The 17,226-nt window shown below is 46.2% G+C and carries 16 protein-coding genes; 5 read left to right on the top strand and 11 right to left on the bottom strand.

Annotated elements, in window-relative coordinates; genetic code table 11:
• Positions 1–116: 116 nt before the first annotated feature.
• Complete coding sequence (locus C4S60_RS05355) at positions 117–458, bottom strand: helix-turn-helix domain-containing protein (protein ID WP_103879311.1); 342 nt, start codon at positions 456–458, stop codon at positions 117–119.
• Between the two features lie 454 nt (positions 459–912).
• On the opposite strand from C4S60_RS05355, the gene C4S60_RS05350 reads away from it, so the two are divergent.
• Entirely contained in the window at positions 913–2,100 is a 1,188-nt protein-coding gene (locus C4S60_RS05350; protein WP_160111332.1) for a GGDEF domain-containing protein, read from the top strand.
• Between the two features lie 4 nt (positions 2,101–2,104).
• On the opposite strand, the gene C4S60_RS05345 is transcribed toward C4S60_RS05350, so the two are convergent.
• Positions 2,105–2,482, bottom strand: coding sequence for a SirB2 family protein (locus tag C4S60_RS05345; RefSeq protein ID WP_103879309.1), 378 nt, complete (start codon positions 2,480–2,482; stop codon positions 2,105–2,107).
• 442 nt (positions 2,483–2,924) lie between these two features.
• On the opposite strand from C4S60_RS05345, the gene C4S60_RS05340 reads away from it, so the two are divergent.
• Entirely contained in the window at positions 2,925–4,295 is a 1,371-nt protein-coding gene (locus C4S60_RS05340) for an NAD-dependent succinate-semialdehyde dehydrogenase (RefSeq protein WP_103879308.1), read from the top strand.
• 52 nt (positions 4,296–4,347) lie between these two features.
• Here C4S60_RS05340 and C4S60_RS05335 read toward each other — a convergent pair whose 3' ends face one another.
• From C4S60_RS05335 to C4S60_RS05315, 5 genes are all read right to left on the bottom strand, one after another.
• Positions 4,348–7,197 (bottom strand): FAD-binding and (Fe-S)-binding domain-containing protein, encoded by a 2,850-nt coding sequence (locus tag C4S60_RS05335; RefSeq protein ID WP_103879307.1) that lies wholly within the window; start codon positions 7,195–7,197, stop codon positions 4,348–4,350.
• 19 nt (positions 7,198–7,216) lie between these two features.
• Positions 7,217–7,882: a LutC/YkgG family protein gene (locus C4S60_RS05330; RefSeq protein ID WP_103879306.1), complete on the bottom strand. Its 666-nt coding sequence runs from the start codon at positions 7,880–7,882 to the stop codon at positions 7,217–7,219.
• A 10-nt stretch (positions 7,883–7,892) separates the two neighbouring features.
• Complete coding sequence (locus C4S60_RS05325) at positions 7,893–9,329, bottom strand: LutB/LldF family L-lactate oxidation iron-sulfur protein (protein ID WP_103879305.1); 1,437 nt, start codon at positions 9,327–9,329, stop codon at positions 7,893–7,895.
• Positions 9,326–10,084 (bottom strand): (Fe-S)-binding protein, encoded by a 759-nt coding sequence (locus C4S60_RS05320; protein ID WP_103879304.1) that lies wholly within the window; start codon positions 10,082–10,084, stop codon positions 9,326–9,328. The genes C4S60_RS05325 and C4S60_RS05320 overlap by 4 nt, the downstream gene beginning before the upstream one ends.
• A 147-nt stretch (positions 10,085–10,231) precedes the next feature.
• Positions 10,232–11,926, bottom strand: a complete 1,695-nt coding sequence (locus C4S60_RS05315) for an L-lactate permease (RefSeq protein ID WP_103879303.1) — start codon at positions 11,924–11,926, stop codon at positions 10,232–10,234.
• A 168-nt stretch (positions 11,927–12,094) separates the two neighbouring features.
• Between C4S60_RS05315 and C4S60_RS05310 the strand changes: the two genes are divergently transcribed.
• The gene (locus C4S60_RS05310; protein ID WP_103879302.1) at positions 12,095–12,994 is read left to right on the top strand and encodes a LysR family transcriptional regulator; all 900 of its coding nucleotides are present in this window, start codon (positions 12,095–12,097) and stop codon (positions 12,992–12,994) included.
• Positions 12,995–13,028: 34 nt separating this feature from the next.
• Here the strand turns inward: C4S60_RS05310 and C4S60_RS05305 are convergent, their stop codons facing one another.
• The gene (locus C4S60_RS05305; RefSeq protein WP_103879301.1) at positions 13,029–13,631 is read right to left on the bottom strand and encodes a hypothetical protein; all 603 of its coding nucleotides are present in this window, start codon (positions 13,629–13,631) and stop codon (positions 13,029–13,031) included.
• 44 nt (positions 13,632–13,675) lie between these two features.
• Here C4S60_RS05305 and C4S60_RS05300 point away from each other — a divergent pair, with 44 nt between their 5' ends.
• Positions 13,676–13,969: a YnjH family protein gene (locus C4S60_RS05300; RefSeq protein WP_244183022.1), complete on the top strand. Its 294-nt coding sequence runs from the start codon at positions 13,676–13,678 to the stop codon at positions 13,967–13,969.
• Between the two features lie 35 nt (positions 13,970–14,004).
• Here the strand turns inward: C4S60_RS05300 and C4S60_RS05295 are convergent, their stop codons facing one another.
• On the bottom strand, positions 14,005–14,304 hold the full coding sequence (locus C4S60_RS05295) for a YfcZ/YiiS family protein (protein ID WP_103879300.1): 300 nt from the start codon (positions 14,302–14,304) through the stop codon (positions 14,005–14,007).
• A gap of 519 nt (positions 14,305–14,823) precedes the next feature.
• Here C4S60_RS05295 and C4S60_RS05290 point away from each other — a divergent pair.
• The gene (locus C4S60_RS05290; RefSeq protein ID WP_103879299.1) at positions 14,824–15,285 is read left to right on the top strand and encodes a TetR family transcriptional regulator; all 462 of its coding nucleotides are present in this window, start codon (positions 14,824–14,826) and stop codon (positions 15,283–15,285) included.
• A gap of 69 nt (positions 15,286–15,354) precedes the next feature.
• Here C4S60_RS05290 and C4S60_RS05285 read toward each other — a convergent pair whose 3' ends face one another.
• Together C4S60_RS05285 and C4S60_RS05280 are read right to left on the bottom strand one after the other, a co-directional pair.
• Positions 15,355–16,188, bottom strand: coding sequence for a heme ABC transporter ATP-binding protein (locus tag C4S60_RS05285; protein WP_103879298.1), 834 nt, complete (start codon positions 16,186–16,188; stop codon positions 15,355–15,357).
• Positions 16,185–17,219 (bottom strand): FecCD family ABC transporter permease, encoded by a 1,035-nt coding sequence (locus C4S60_RS05280; RefSeq protein WP_103879297.1) that lies wholly within the window; start codon positions 17,217–17,219, stop codon positions 16,185–16,187. The genes C4S60_RS05285 and C4S60_RS05280 overlap by 4 nt, the downstream gene beginning before the upstream one ends.
• Positions 17,220–17,226: the final 7 nt, after the last annotated feature.

Genomic DNA, 17,226 nt, shown 5'->3' with positions numbered 1-17,226 from the left:
GTGATAGCAATCGAGGTGAGAAATATAGGTTGAAGGGGAGAGACTCCCCCTCGGTGCTTGTTCCAGTCACAAGAGCAACTGGGTATTGGTGTCGTAATGGCTGCTATTCTGTATGGCTACAGGCGGTACTCAATTGTCACCTGATTTCCATCGACACGAATATTGGTAATGTCACCATCAACGGTCAGCTTGGTATTAAACAGGCGTTCATTGCTTGATGCCTGCTCAGTTGGGGACTTTAAAGATGGCAAATGATGGCTAGGGTTAATATGGAGCAACTTGCAAAAGCGATCCAGAAAGTTCACATCTAATGGTAGGTTTCCATTCAGTCGGTTGGATAACTCAATTTGGCTTAAGTTTAATTGCTTAGCTACTTCCATCTGTGTGATGTGCATCTTAGCTTTTTGTGACATCCAAACACGGTAGAGTGCTTCTGTGTCCTGTTGTGTAAAGTTCATTCTCTGTTAACCCCTGCAATATACAGAGAGGGTATTCTCCCCCCTTTTAGTCAGAGCGTATTCCATATCAAATCAATAGCTAAATTGTCATGGCCCGGCAAGCGAAGTAAGCACAAAGTATGAGCAGTGACAATTCATTGCAAATTTCTACATAGATGGCGGGTGTGCCGCAGTTTTGCTGTGTTTACAGAATTTTTGATGTACCGTTGAACAAAAAGCGAGCAAGGAGGAATTGGTTGTAGGGGGGCTTATTACTGGTTCGTCATCCAATTAATATTTCTATTAGTGAGGTGAATCTCATTTCTCTACACTTGTCAGGATTTCTAAGCTGAGTCATTTAATATTCGACGTTGTGCTTAAGTATTCTTAACTTTGTAAAATACTTGGGAATATACCAATTACAATAAAAACTATGCTAAACGGTGACTCGCATAGAGAGGTGGAGGTTAAATCTATGGATGCGTTTTCTCTTGATATGAGAACGCTTAATTTCGTCATGGTACTGTTCAGTTGCGTCTATTGTGTAGGCCTCCTGTTATATCAGCGCACTCAGCAGCGTATTCATGGTCTGAGAATGTTCGCATTCGCTTTGCTGGCAATGGGAGTCGGCCCTCTTCTTATCAGTTTTCGAGGCGTTGCTCCTGATTGGATGTCAATCGTTGCTGCCAATATGTTGATTGCTTTCGCTTTTCACATGATATTGCACAGTTTGTGTACCTTTCGTGGCTTCCACTATCGATACTCCTACTTTACGTTAGCATTGACCCCTTTGCTGTTCGGTGGTTTTGTTTATTTTACTTATTTTCAACCCTCGGTAGTGAGTCGCGTTATTATGAGTGCGACGTTTCTGGCGATCATATCTCTTTTTTCAGTGCTAGCTGTGATTAAGGGTAAGAAGCCGGATCTAAAACTGGCCATTAATATGATGCGCGTAACCTTTATACTTTATGGCGGGTTCATGGTGTATCGACTCTTCTATACCCTTGCTGGCGAAGAGATAACGCAGTTTATGTCAGCTGGTGTCGTTCACCAGTTAACTTTCCTATTCAGTATTTTTCTTATGGTGTCGATCAGTTTTAGTATGCTGTGGCTTATCAATGCACGGCAACTTCAGTCTATCAATGCACTTTCTTACAACGATTCTCTGACACAATTGAAAAACCGGCGAGCGTTAGAGCGGTTTGTCGAATCCACTATTTCCGATATTCCTCGCTCTCAAGCTAAATTGAGTGTGATCATGTTAGATATTGACCGTTTTAAATTCATCAATGATGAGTATGGTCATGTTATTGGTGACAGAGTGATCCAAGCGGTGGCTTCCACTGTAGGTGAAACAGTACATGTACCCGAATCAACCTTTCGGTTCGGGGGAGATGAAATCATGGTTGTATTAAAAAATACCGACCTTGACAAGGCCAGGCAAGTGGCTGAAAAGTTGCGGACAAATGTTGAACAGCGAATTCGTGTCCAGGGACTAGATATTAAACCTACATGCAGCTTCGGCGTTGCTGAAATACGAGAGAATGACACATGGGATTCTCTCGTTGCGAGAGCGGACAAGGCATTGTATCAGGCTAAAAAAGATGGACGTAATCTCGTCAGAACCTTTCACGATGCCCTGGAAAGCAGGTATCTTGCCTGAATGATTACCCCAATATTAGTGGGGTATGCAATTTGCCAATGGCAAAAATCGCCACAAAAATTACACAGGTTAGTGAGGCCAGAATGGTGCGAGAGGCTTTGGATTGGTGAGGCCTGAACACTAACATGGCGCTGCCGACATAGGCGAGCAACAGCAAAAATTTCTCGGTAAGCCAACTATCCACAAATGGATATTGATTAATGGTCACGCAAAGCATACCTGCGCTCAATAGCATCAGTAGTGTCAGCAATTTGTGCATGGCCAATGCGAATTTGTTTTCCATCAATGCCGACTCTCTATACCCCCACCATGCGCGAAGCAGAAAGCTAATAAAACTGAGTAAGATGAGCGCTAAATGCGATTTTAATATTAATGTGTACATAGTTTTCCTTAACATGATGCTTACATTCAAACAGGTGTTTAAGATTAAGCAATTCGTCAGTTTAGATCTTTGATGTAAATCAATTGTGTCAAAAATGTTTTTGTAATGTTTGTGGGGTGGGTGTGTCGGGGCGAACCTCGTCCTTTCTTGAAAGTTCGTTGAGCGTAGCGGGTAACATCGTCGAATAATGTTGACTCATGATTCGATAATAACAATTGTTCATGTAAATGATTTTGTATTGAAATATCGAATGGGTGGCGATTGGCAACTTTCGGTTTTTAGTGGGATTTATGTTGCTTTAGGTGATTTTCTTGGGGGGTGTCACGTTTCTGATTGGCTGAACTATTAAAAAAAACGTTATGAAAATAGCGTAGGGATGTTGCCGAAAAGAGCACGCACATAATAAACAGATAGCATGAGTTTTTGCCCCCGGAGAAACGAAATGACGATTAGGACACTTAATCCCTACACCAATATTGTTGAGAAAACGTTCTCAACACTTACAGATCAAGAAGCGACACAAAAGATCGCGCAAGCGCATGATGCATACCGCCTGTGGTCTGATACCAGCTTTCAGGCTCGAGCCAACCTATTGTTACAGGTAGCAGATACGCTGGAACAAAAAGCGAGTGAATATGCAGCATTGATGACTAAGGAGATGGGTAAGCTTCATACACAGGGTATGCAGCTTGAAATCCCTTTATGCGCACAAATTTGTCGCTACTATGCCCAGAATGGTGAAGCTTTTCTGGCCGAAGAGCCGGTGAAAGACGTAGAGGCTGGTAGCGCAAATATCAAAAGCTTACCATTAGGTGTGATTTACGGTGTCATGCCTTGGAACTTCCCTTTTTATCAGGTGATTCGCTTTATCGCCCCTAATGTCATGGCTGGTAATGGTGTGGTTTTCAAACACGCATCCAATGTTCCTCAGTGTGCTGAAGCGATCACTCAATTGTTTGAAGAAGCGGGTATTCCTACAGGACTTGTTCAACATCTATTTATTAGCTCAAGTCAGTCTGAACTTATCATCGCAGATAAGCGAATTCAGGGTGTTTCGCTGACGGGTAGTGAAAAGGCGGGCTCAAGCGTTGCTGCTTTAGCTGGAAAGCATCTGAAGAAAGTTGTGATGGAGTTGGGAGGAAATGATCCCTTTATTGTTCTCGATGATGCGGACGTAGATAAAGCCGTCGAGCTTGCAGTAATGGCAAAGATGTTCAATTCTGGCCAGGTTTGTATCAGCGCAAAAAGAATGATAGTCGCTGACGTGATTTACGACGAGTTTATAGACAAATTCACGTCTGTCATGGCAAGTCTGAAGGCTGGAGACCCGATGGCTGAAGATACTGGCTACGCGCCATTAGTCAGCATTGCCGAGCGAGACTTTTTACTTTCTCAGCTCAAAGTGGCTGTTTCTCAGGGGGCACATGTCATCGTAGGTGGTGAAGCGGAATCATTGGAAGGAGCATGGCTTAAACCAACGATTCTGGCAGGTGTCACACCTGAAATGGATGTGTTTGATCAGGAGTTGTTTGGACCTATTGCTGTAGTATACCGAGTGAAATCTGAGCAGGAGGCGATTGATTTAGCGAATAATAGCTCTTACGGTTTGAGTTCAGCAGTAATTTCCAAAGATGCCGAACGCGCTCATCGTGTGGCTAGTCAGTTACAGTGTGGTGCGTCATTCATTAATACCTTCTCAATGTCGGAGGCCTGTCTGCCGTTCGGCGGTATCAAGAATTCTGGCTTTGGCCGCGAGTTAGGCCGACTTGGGATCGATGAGTTTGTGAACAAAAAATTGGTCCGTACCTTATAATTTAAGCTGATTGGTGCATAGAAGGCAGCCCCTCTGATATGAGGGGCTGTTGCTATTTTGACGCCGAAACCTGATCGACCAGATACAATATCGACTGATAAGGGATACCGCTGTGGTGAGAAAGGCCGATTTCACAGGTAATGCTGTTACTGAAACCACGTGTACAACCAGCCGGTACTTGCTCCTTCAGAGGAGCAACTGCCGCTTCGTTGAGCTCTGGCGTGGTGAAACCTTTGTCTCCGGCCCAGCCACAGCATTGAATGTGCTCGGGAACTATCACATGTTTGGCACAGGCCTTTGCCAGAGCGATCATAGGTTGTTCGAGACCCATACGCCTTGAACTGCAGGTGACGTGGAGCATGACTGTCTCATCGACCGGCGTAAGCGAGAGGTCGTCTAACAAATAATCACTGACAAATCTGACCGGTTCGACAATGGTCATTGGCTTTGTGAACTGCTCAATACTGCGCTTAGCACAAGGACTGGTGTCCATCAAAACTGGATACTTACCCTGTTCGGTGGCGTCCCATAGTGCTTGTTCCAGCTGAGCACTTTTTTGTTTGGCGATATCTGTCATGCCTTTGCTGTCATAGGGCATACCGCAGCACTGATCACTGAGTTTGTCTGGCGTGGTGATCTCATAGCCAGACTTTGATATTAGTGACAGTGTCACTTCGGCAATGGAGCGCTGGTCTCCGGCATCAGGGTGAGTGCTCATGTTTCTGCTGGCACATGAGGGGAGATAGACCACTTTTTTTGTCGGTTGCGCAACATGAGTGGCAGAATGAGCAGTAATGTCGAAACGAGATGAGTCAGGCGTTTCTTCCAACCAAACTGGTGTGGTATTACTGGTGACTTGTCGTAGCTTTCTTGAAGCTCTGGCAACGCGTTTTTTGCCTAAGATGTTCGATGCAATAGTGCCGCTTTTTAAACCGAAACGTGCGATTGCCGTGGTTGCACTGAAGTGGTCAGCAGTCCACTTGGCAATCGGGCGAAACTTGTGGTAGTTAGGTCCGCGCAGCTTTTTCACCAGTTCACCTGTATTGATACCTACCGGGCAACGATCCGCACATAGTCCGGTAGCTGCACAGGTATCCAGTCCCTGATATTCAAATACTTTCTCCAGTTCTCCCGCTTCTATAGATTCTCCGTTGGCTTTACGGCGCTGCAACTCACGGTATAGCACAATTCGCTGTCTTGGAGTGAGGGTGAGCGTTCTTGACGGACACACAGGTTCGCAAAAGCCACATTCGATACAGCGGTCAACAATGTCGTCTGCTGCTGGCATTGGTTTGAGATTCTCGATGTGAGAGTGTGGGTTGTCATTGATAATGACTCCCGGATTGAGCAGGCCTTCAGGGTCAAATAAGGCTTTGATGGTCTGCATTAAACGATAGCCTTCCTGACCCCACTCTAACTCTACATAGGGAGCCATATTGCGACCGGTACCGTGTTCTGCTTTAAGCGAACCCTGATACTTCACCGCGACCAGTTCAGCCACGTCATCCATGAAGCCACCGTAGCGTTCGATCTCTTGTTGGCTATCAAAACCCTGAGTAAACACAAAGTGCAGGTTCCCTTCGAGTGCGTGCCCAAAGATAATCGCCTCATTGTACTGATATTTTTCGAAAAGTTCTTGAAGGTCACGTACGCCAGCGGCGAGATTTTCGACCGGAAAAGCAACGTCCTCGATGATGACGGTTGTCCCTACTTCCCTTACTGCACCTACGGCAGGGAACATTCCCTTGCGAATTCCCCAGAGTGTAGCAACGGTAGCAGGGTCAAGGGTAAATGGTACGGACTCAATGACGAGGTAGGGAGCTAACGAAGCCATGACTTCGCGAGTCTGGATGTCGAGGCGCGCTTTGTCCGGCGCGTGAACTTCGACAAGCAGTGCCGTCGCTTCCAGGTCTAACTGTTGAATAAAGTCGGGCATTCCGGGTTTATCCGCAACGGAGCGTAGAGCACGTCCATCCATCATTTCTACCGCGGCGACAGGTGTGTTAGCAAGGGTAGTGACGGCCTGACTAGCTTCTTCAATGTCAGAAAATACCAACAAAGTGGAAGCTTTGTATTCGTGTTCCACCACAGTGTTATAGGTGATTTCAGCAATGAAACCTAACGTCCCTTCCGAGCCAATCATCAGGTGCTCAAGCACTTCTATCGGGTCGCTATAATCGATCAGTGCGTTAAGTGCATAACCCGTTGTATTTTTTAGTCGGTATTTGTGGGCGATTTTTTCCGCCAGTTCTGTATTGGCTTTGGTTTCCAGCGCCAATTGCTCTAGCCCTTGAACCAGATCTGGACGCTCGGTCTTAAATGCGTCAATGCTGTCTTTATCACTGGTATCGAGAAATGTACCATCAGCAAATACCAGTTTCATGCTATCGACGGTCCGATAGGAATTCTGAGCGGTACCACAGCACATACCACTGGCGTTGTTAGCTGCAATGCCACCGATCTTACAGGTGTTAATCGAGGCCGGATCCGGTCCGATCTTGCGTTGGAATGGCAATAAGTACTTGTTAGCGTCAGCGCCGATAACCCCGGGTTGGAGGGTGATTTTATCACCGTCATCCAGAATTGAATGGCTTCGCCAGTCATCGGTCAACGTGATCAGTACGGAATCGGAGACAGCTTGTCCTGACAAACTGGTACCAGCTGCTCTGAAGGTAAAGGGTAATGAGTGTTCACGACAGCATTGAATCGCGAACACGACCTCGTCGATGTCTTTAAGACGCAGAACAATTTTCGGGATCAGTCGATAAAAGCTGGCGTCGGTGCCATAGGCCAGCCGCTCTGCCTCACCAGTAATAATGCGCTCGTCTTCGAGGCGGCTCGCCAATTGTTGTTTGAGTGCAAGATAGTTGGCGTTCAATGAGTGGCTTGTTGCTTTGCTCATTCCAGTATCCTTATGTTCGTTATTCATCTTCAACCAGTAAGACGATGAGCTGACTGGGGCCGTGCGCACCGTAGGCGAGAGTTTGTTGAATGTCTGCTGTCTTTGAGGGACCTGAAATCAACAATGCGTTGGTTGGCATATAGTGGTTCCATTTGTTGTCTTGCATCACCTGTAAAAAATGACCGTACAGAGCGGATTTCTTCACAACAGCAATGTGGCTTGGTGGCACCAGAGACAGTGTCCGAGGCTCGTGCTCACTGGGCCAAAGTACTAAGGCTCCTGTGTCTGCAATACCACCCAGAGTGTGGGTGATACCGACATCGATATGATTGAACAGCTCTGATTTCCAGTTTTCAATCTCTTCATTGAAGGCTGTGACTTGAAAGTCGCTGGTGGCGGCTTCAAAGTTATTGATGTATTCACCCGCTGTACCAATAGCGATCTGTTCGAATTGATAGTGGTTGATGACGGATGTGATCTCAGTGGTCAACTTGGCTCTGGTGGTTATACGCACGTCTGCGTGATTAGCCGTCATCATCTCGACAAATCGCTTTGCCTTGTCATCCTGAGTAATTTCAGAATGACTGCCCCATGGGAAGAAGGCCATTTCCTCCGCTGTTTTTGGCGTGCGCTTTGCCTGTTTGAGGCGTCCAAGAATATTGTCTTTTGCGAGTCTGGTATTCATTATGGCGTCCTCATGACTTTTTTACTTTGGCTTTACTACGCTCTGCCATGATCTGATGCAGAGTTTTTCCCGCTGGTTGCGGGCTGGTGCGGCATTGTGTCCATGCTCCCAGTTTATTGGGAATCAAGCTTTTTAACTTGCTCGCCATATAGGTGCCAGTGTGATAAAGGCTAGGATTTGTTGCCGCTAGCGCAAAGCCTTTCATTGCTGCAGCCTCAAGAACACTGTGGGCACTATTTTGTCCTTTCAGCTCCTCCTTCCCTTTGTCAGCTTTGTTTTTGGCTTCTTTGCGTAGTCGCAGCAACATTTCAGGGATAGGAATACGCACGGGGCAGACTTCACCACAGGCTCCACACAGGGAAGAGGCAGTGATCAGGTCCTTTGTCTTTTCGATTCCCAGCAGGTGGGGAGAAACAATCTTACCGATAGGGCCCGGATAGACTGTTCCATAGGCGTGACCGCCTATTTTGGTATAGACGGGGCAGTGATTCATACAGGCACCGCATCGGATGCATTGTAGTGTCTTACGCAGTTCTTCATCCTGGTAGGCCTGACTGCGACCATTATCAAGCAGAATCAGGTGCACCTCTTGCGGCCCGTCTTTCTCACCAGGTTTCCGTGGGGAGCTGATCATATTGAAATAGGTTGTGATGGCCTGGCCGGTCGCTGACCGTGTCAGCGCGCTGTAGAGAGGTGGTACGTCGGCGAGGTATTCCACGACTTTTTCAATACCGGTAATGGCGATATGTACGTTAGGCACTGTGGTTGACATGCGTCCATTGCCTTCGTTTTCCACCAAGCAGAGCGTGCCAGTTTCCGCCACAGCGAAGTTGACACCGGACAGTCCTATATCTGCTTCAAAGAACTTTTGTCTTAAACGTGTTCGACCAGTTTGAATGAGACTGTCGACGTCGGTCGTCGGAGTAAAGCCATCCAGATTAGCTGCAAAGGTGTCACTGACTTCCTGCTTGTTCTTATGAATGGCCGGCATGATAATATGCGAAGGCTTGTCACCATCTAACTGAACAATATATTCGCCCATATCACTCTCCAGGCACTCAATACCAAGTTTGGCCATTTCATGGTTCATCTCGATTTCTTCACTGACCATCGATTTGCCTTTGATGATGCGCTTGGCATTGTGTTCGCCAGCAATACTGGCGATGATAGCGTTTGCTCGTTCTGGTGTTTCTGCCCAGTGAACCTGAATACCGTTGCGGTAACAATTGAATTCCAGTTGTTCCAGCAGTTCAGGAAGCTTACTTAAGCAGCGTTGACGAATGGTTTCTGCAAGATCACGAATCTGCTTTTCTTCATTTGCGTCGTTAAACGCAGTTTTACGCTTATCGCGCAGATAGTCCATCGCACCGCGGAAGTTGGAGCGAAGCTGTTGGTCGGCTAACGCGTCTTTCGCCAGTGCGTGAAATTTTTCAGGAGTTTGACTCATTGTGCACTCTCCCGGGTCCGTTCAAGCAAGAAGGAAGCAAGATGCCGACCTTTGATGGCTTTACCTTGATATTCAAAGGCTCCGTTGATATTCAACAGACAACCCCAGTCGGCACTGACTAACGTGTCAGACTGTGTCGCTTCGATATGATGAGTTTTGTCCTCTACCATAGCCTGTGAAATATTGGGATGCCTGACAGAAAAACTGCCACCAAAACCACAACACTCGCTCTCATAGTCTTGCATGCGCAGATCGACATTGGTCAATTGACTCAGGAGCTCTGTTGCGGTGATATGAACGTTCATTTCTCTGCGCGCCGCACATGAAGTATGCATCACGACACTCGTCGGTGCACCTTTGTCACAGAGCTTGACGCGACAGACATTGACGAGGAATTCCGTCAGTTCAAATACGCGGTCGCAAAATCTATCAACCCGAGGTTGAAGGGCATCCCCGTTAAACAAACGACGATAGTGGTGATGCATCATTCCGCCACAAGAGCCTGACAATACAATAACCGGGATCTCCTCCGGGAAAAGATCCATCTGGCTTATTGCCACCTGTTTGGCTTCGGCTTCGTAACCTGAGGTATAAGCAGGTTGACCACAGCAAGTCTGCTTTTCGACAAACTCAACTTTGATACCCTGTTGTTCAAGGAGGGTCATCGCATCGAGGCCGGCATCAGGGTCAAATACATCGACAAGGCACGTCGAATAAAAATAAACTTTGCTCGGTTTTGAGGGATAAATTCGCATTGCATTGCTCCATCACCAGACCCCATTTTTATGGGGTAGTATTCTTTTATAGACTAGATGTAACGTTTTGAAAATTAAGCGCACTTACCTTCTTGAGATGTTTCACAACTTGACCGGGAAAAGGAAGCGCGCTGTTGTTGGTCACCTCTATCCGTTCATCAAAGCATCGGTAAAATGAAATCCATACACTAATGTCAGTCCGATAACGCCGGTGACCACCAGGTAGTAGAACGTTGGGATGATGGTTTTTCTTAACGTCAGTCCTTCACGGCCCAAGAGACCTACCGTAGCGGAAGCGGCAACAACGTTGTGAATCGCAATCATGTTGCCTGCTGCTGCCCCAACGGCTTGCAAAGCAATGATGGCAGTAGTGGAAATGGTCAATGTCTGTGCGACTTCAAACTGGAACTGACTGAACATCATGTTTGATACCGTGTTCGAACCCGCGATAAATGCCCCTAACGCACCAATTGTGGCGCTTAGCGCAGGAAAAGCCTCTCCAACCAATGCTGACGCAAAGTTCGCTGTGGTGACGGGCATGCTGGCGAGTTCTGCACTGTTCACGCCTGAGTTGATGAATATCCGAACCATTGGAATGGTAAAGATTAAAACAAAACCAGCACCAATCAGGGTTTTGCTCGACTCTCCGAATGCAGTGACTAGCGGTTTGACTGAGCGGGATTGGATCAATACTGCGAGTAGCGCGACAAACACCAGGATCCCACCAGGGAGGTAAAGTGGCTGGATAGCCGTGCTGATGCCAGTTTCACCAAGAATATTGCTGAACGACAGGCTGATACTTGTCAAAAGGCCTTTAAACTCGCTGCTTACGCGACTTGCTACAAGAATGACGGCAAGCAGGACATAAGGAAGCCAGGCAGTGGCCATCGACATTGGTTTCCCGACCGATTCTTTTAAGTCCATTTTTAGAGAGCCAAGCCACTCAGTTGGCCACTTGTCTTCGCTTTCGAAATCCCATTGTGACTTGGGAACCAGAAAGCCTTTCTTAGCGGCACTGACTACAATAGCTAAACCGATAAGGCCGCCAATCAGAGAAGGAAACTCCGGGCCGAGCAGTACGCCGGTTAACGCATACGGGAGTGTAAAGGCAACACCGGCAAAGAGAGCAAATGGTAAGATATCCAGGCCTTCTGTCCAGCTTCGATTTTTACCAAAGAACCGGGTAAGCATCATCGCCATGAGCACTGGCATTAAGGTCCCCACTGCAGCGTGGATCAGAGCAACATTGGCAGTGATTTGTTGCAGATAAATGTCCCAGTTTGCACCCTGCGTTATTAGTGATTCGCTGATATTGTGCGTGTCGAGGCCTTTGTTGACTCCGACAATGATGGGCGTACCGACTGCACCAAAGGATACGGGTGTAGATTGAATCATCATCCCCATGAGTACTGCAGCCAGTGCCGGAAAGCCAATCGCTACCAGTAAAGGTGCTGCGATTGCCGCAGGGGTGCCAAACCCGGATGCGCCTTCAATAAAGGAGCCAAAGCACCACGCAATAATAATGGCTTGTACACGACGATCGGGGGAGATATCGGTAAAGCCGTTACGAATTGTGGTGATGGCTCCTGTGTGTTTGAGGGTGTTTAGCAGGAAAATCGCGCCAAACACAATCCATAATACGGATACAGTAATGCCTAAGCCCTGAAAAACGGAAGCCACGACACGAGTGACTGACATTTCCCAGGTGAACAAAGCAATGATTACAGTAAGGCCAAAGGCAACCGGCATGGCTTTTTTTGCGGGCCAGTTCAGCCCCACAAGTAAAATAGCCGCCAGCATAATTGGCGAAAAAGCGACGAGTGCTAACAAAGTTTCAGACATGGGCAAATTCCTTTTGTCTTAGTTTATTCACGGTAATGATGTGAATAAGCAAAGGTATCTTTATTGTTTTTGTAATAGGGTTGTTAAGGTTGGGTGAATTTAGCCCTTTATTTTTTGATGATATAGAGAAATAATGAAAATGATTATTTCCAAAAATGGCATAATGAGATGCGTGCAGATGACTTAATTCTGTTTTATCAGGTAGTGGAAACAGGTGCTTTTAGTCGAGTGGCTGAGCAAAATAACCTTACAAATTCAGTAGTTAGCAAAAGAATTGCCCGATTGGAAGAAGAGTTGGGCGTTCAATTATTATATCGAACTACGCGCAAATTGACGTTGACTGAGGCTGGTAAGGCATTGGTGCACGGTGCCAAAAATGTGAAGCAAGCCACTCAAGAGGCTATGGAATCGGTTTCAGGGTTTGGTGAGAGTATCAGTGGCCATATCAAAATGTCTGTGCCGAGTATTTCTGGTGATTTGATTCTTGCCGACGCAGTAGCCGAGTTTTGTAATATGCATCCTGGCCTGAGCGTTGACATGTCACTGGACAACCGTTTTGTCGACTTGGTTGACGGCGGCTTTGACCTGGTTATTCGGACCGGCTATCTGGAAGACTCCAGTCTTATTGCTCGACATATATTGGATTCTCAATGGGTAGTGTGTGCATCTCCATCATACATCGCCAAGAACGGCAAACCGTTGAAACCGGAAGACCTGACGACACACAACTGTTTACAGTACGCCTATCAAACGACAGGTGCATCTGAGTGGGAATTTAAGGCAGCCAAAGGTAATTATATCGTTAAAGTCTCTGGATGTTTCTCAACCGACAATGCTACCGCGTTAAGAAAAGCAGCGTTGGGAGGTCATGGCATCGCCTATGTGCCGCGGTGCCTTGTATATCACGATTTTCGCAATGGACAGCTGGTGGACATATTTCCAGACCAAGTCGGAAAACGTCTTGGGATTTATGCGGTGTACCCATTTACTCGCCAACCACCTAACAAAGTAAAGTTGCTGATAGAGCATATTAGAACTCGGTATTTGGCAATCTCTCACTATTTTTGATGTTCATTTAATGAGCTGTTGGCTTTGGCTTAATCTATCTGGCGACCGCACCACCAAGAACCAGGTTTTCGGGCCAGTGTGAAATGGTATTTCCCCCAAGAAAAATATTGCCATTGACGGTCATTTTATTTGGAAATTCCGTGATTTTAGAGCCGCCAATATAGAGGTTTCCTTCAACAATCAGGCCTTCTGGTAAGGTTTCAAGGGGGGTGCGAATCACACTCAAATCGCCTTTAACGTACATACCGTTGGGAAGTTTTGTAATGGGGGTATCGGTTAGATTGATGTAACCGCCCGGAACGACACCTGCGGGCCAGGCTTTCAGCTGGCTGCCCAGAAAATTAGCGTAACCTGTGATTTTGGTTCCTCTTGGCATGAATTCCACTAAACTATCTGAGGCATCTAAGCTACCTTTGATTTCTAAGTTATTTGGCATCATTGTCATTGGTGTTTTGGCAATGTTGAGATTCCCTTTTACCACCAAACCTTCCGGCAGGCGGGTATAAGGTTTGTTCCTGAGGTCAAGGTTTCCATAATTGTCTAAGTGATTAAGGATTTTATAATGGTCGAGTGCTTCTGCAGACAAATGACTAATATTGACGAAAGTAAGCGCCAGTGCGAAGACAAGTCGAATCATAATGTGTAGATACCAAAAGACGAAATAACAACAGGTAGTTTGCAATGGAAAGAATTTTAAAACAATGGAAAACGGCAGGTGTTGTGATGGTCACCGTAAGTAGTCTGTTCAGCTCCCCTTTGGTGGCTAAGACTATTACCACGCCGGGTGCGGATGTTGGAGCCGCCGTGCTGTTGTCAGACTCAAAACTCGGAAAACGAGTGTGTTATTACAACGATAAGGCGTATTCGCTGGGCTCGGTCATCAATGTAGAAGGGATAGTATTACAGTGTGTGGCGGAGCAGGACTTTGAAATGAATGGCCAACTCAAATGGAAGCAATTAAAAAGCGAGCAGTAATGCTCGCTTTGTCTTCACGCCACTAATAACCTTGGTTATCGGGCCAGAGAACGAGTTTTAAGTTCAAAGATGAGTTTTTCTGCACTCACTTCAAATTTAAATCTTGCTGTGAGCTCTTTAGAGTCTTCGTCCAGCGCAGATTGTTCAAACTCGACATTGTTTGACACAGTTTTTGCTAGTTCAATGTACTTTTGAATTTCAGCTTCCAACTGTGCTTTTGACTCGCCAAAAAGTTGAACTTCAGCGACATCATCGCCTTCTTTGATGATAAAACCCATCTCACCGGCAACACCGCACGCTTCACAAACGGTAGGCTCTTCATAGGTGTTTGACATAACGATACCTCTTACTAAATCTAAGGACATTCTATAACTGTGGCTATGAGGTATCCAGCAATAAATGCACGTCAGTTATTGTTATATTCGTAACTGAATACCATGTTGTTTGTTCACTTCAGTTAGGACAAGGTAACTTGCTGTTAAAAAATAAGTCAGGATATATCATGCTGATATAAGTTATTGCTTTTTAATATGTTTTTTATATGCAAGCTCTGGATTATCTTTGTGACCGGGTTCTCAAAATTGAGACGGCCGTGCTAATGACATAGTACAGATTAGTTCTTCTCAAGGAGAGAAGTGTTAGACTTTATAACTTAATAATCAATAGCTTGATTTTTATAATATACACAACTGTGTGAACCTACCTTAATATCGACACTAGTTTAGCTTGGGATGCCGTAAACTGAGTTTTAATATTTCGATACGTTAATAAATAGCAAATTGTAACCAGCATTGCTTTAATTATGGTATAGCATACAGTGAACGCACGACAACGATAAGAGAAGAGCTTTAGAGATGCCAAAGCGTAGCAAAGAAGATACTGAAATCACGATCCAGAAAATTATGGAAGCGGTCGTCGATCAGATCATTCGATTAGGATATGACAAAATGTCGTATACCACGTTGAGTCAACAGACAGGTGTATCGAGAACAGGGATTAGTCATCATTTTCCGAAGAAAACAGACTTTACTGCTGCGCTTGATGGTCGTATCTTCAAGATGTTCATTGAACATCTTGAGTTTGAGAAAGGCGTGGAAGGTTTTTCCAACAGCTGGTTGGAGTCACTGAAGAACCCTGAGTTTCTAGCAATACTGAAGTTGTTGTTCCACCATATTGTGACTTCTGAAAATTCGCACGAGTTTGCCTCCAAAGGTATCGATCGTTTATATAAGCTCGTTGAGTCTCAGTATGGGCAAGGCAGTGACAAAGAGCTGGAATGGCTCATAGGCCGCTCTCTGATCCAACTCTCCAAATAGTCTTGTTGGCATAGAAAAGAAACCGCTTGCAAACACAAGCGGTTTCCTTGATTTGCGTGGACGGAAATGTCACTTAGGCAGAACCATGGGAAACCCTCTTTCCGGATGTTCTGAGATAAGTGTTTTATAGCCATAGACTTTTTCTATCAGGTCACTGTTGATGGCCATCTTGGGTGTACCGTCTGCCACCAATTTCCCCTCACTTAAAATCGCAATACGGTCCGAATATTGGGATGCTAAGTTAAGGTCGTGCAGTACAACGATCACAGCCGTATTATGGTCATCTGCCAATGCTCGTGCGATAGATAGCGTATTGTGCTGATGAGCGAGATCGAGCGCAGACGTTGGTTCGTCGAGCATTAATATCTTTTTGTCCCCGGCAAGATAGAGTTGCGTCAGTACGCGGGCAAGGTGAACGCGTTGCTTTTCTCCTCCCGATAATGACGGGTAGGGGCGCTGTGCGAGGTGAGCAACGTCAGCCTGTTCCATGGATGCAAGCGCGAGTTCCTTGGTTTCACGATTTGGCAACTCAAGAGGTATCGCACCGAGTTCGACAACTTCACAGGCCAAAAATGGAAACGACAAGGTGCTGTGTTGAGGTAAAAAGCCCAAATGGCGTGCCAGTTGCTGTGGTTCCCACTCTTCACGGTCAATATCAAAATAGCTCACGTGAGCGTCTGATTCGATTTCACCGCTGAGTAGTTTGAGTAACGTGCTCTTGCCAGCGCCGTTTGGTCCTAGCAAACTTGTTACCTGTCCAGACTTAATATCAAGGTTGATATCGTCGAGGATTCTACGATGGCCAAAACTAACTCTAATTCCTCTGGCGCTGATGGCGACATTGTTTGATGTGTACGCTGTATTCATTGGAGATCGGGAGTGTTGGGCATTCAAGTAGGTCATAGAATTTTTCCTTTCTGCTGGAACAACAAGTACAAAAAGAAGGGAGCGCCAATCATCGCTGTAACAATACCGACCGGGAGTTCGGCTGGTGCGACTGCGATGCGCGCAAACATATCTGCAGCGGTCATAAGCAACGCTCCGAGAAGCGCAGACAGCGGCAGTAGTGTTCGATGATCGGGGCCCGCAAGCATGCGACCCAGATGTGGGATGACCAAGCCGATAAAACCAATCATTCCGGCAACACTTACAGTGATACCGACACCGAGCGCACTTAGTAAAATCAACTGACGTTTCAGCTTCTGAACCGGAATACCTAAATGTTTCGCTTCTGATTCACCAAGTAACAAGGCATTCAGAGACATGGCTTTTTGGCTGAAATAACCAAGTAAAAGGATAAGCGTCCCCCCGGACAGCACGATTTTGCCCCAACTTGCTCCAGCTAAAGAGCCCATAGACCACAAAGACAAATCTCTGAGCATTTGATCGTCGGCTATGTAATTGAGAAATCCAATCCCTGCACCGGATAACGCGCTGATGGCAACGCCCGCCAGCAACATAATGGTGACAGATGTGCCGAACTTGCTAGTACCAAGTTTATAGACGAGGACTGTCGTTAGGGCTCCACCCAAAAAGGCAAACACCGGTACCAGTGCCAGTGACAAGAAGTTGGGGAACTCGATTCCCAATGAAGCAAACCCGACGATCGCAAAGGCTGCTCCTAAAGCAGCGCCGGCTGAAACTCCAATGATACCGGGCTCTGCGAGAGGATTACGAAACAGTCCCTGCATCACTGTTCCACAGAGCGCTAATATTGCACCAACAAAAATGCATAGCAGAGTTCTTGGTAAACGGATGTCCTGTATTACAAGGTTTATGTGAGGTGCAAGTGTATTGTGACGGCTCGTCAGTGCCGCGATGCTGTCTTTGAATGTAATCTCCATTGGACCGACAGTGATAGAATAAATAGCCAATACAAACAGAAAGATAGAAAAACTGGAGAAAACAATTTTATTTGAAAGGTGTCTTAACATAGATAGT

Origin of the sequence: Vibrio hangzhouensis, from assembly GCF_900107935.1 — a bacterium.
Taxonomy (GTDB): domain Bacteria; phylum Pseudomonadota; class Gammaproteobacteria; order Enterobacterales; family Vibrionaceae; genus Vibrio; species Vibrio hangzhouensis.
The sequence above is the reverse complement of the archived record's forward strand: the minus strand, read 5'-3'. Positions and strand labels throughout refer to the sequence as shown.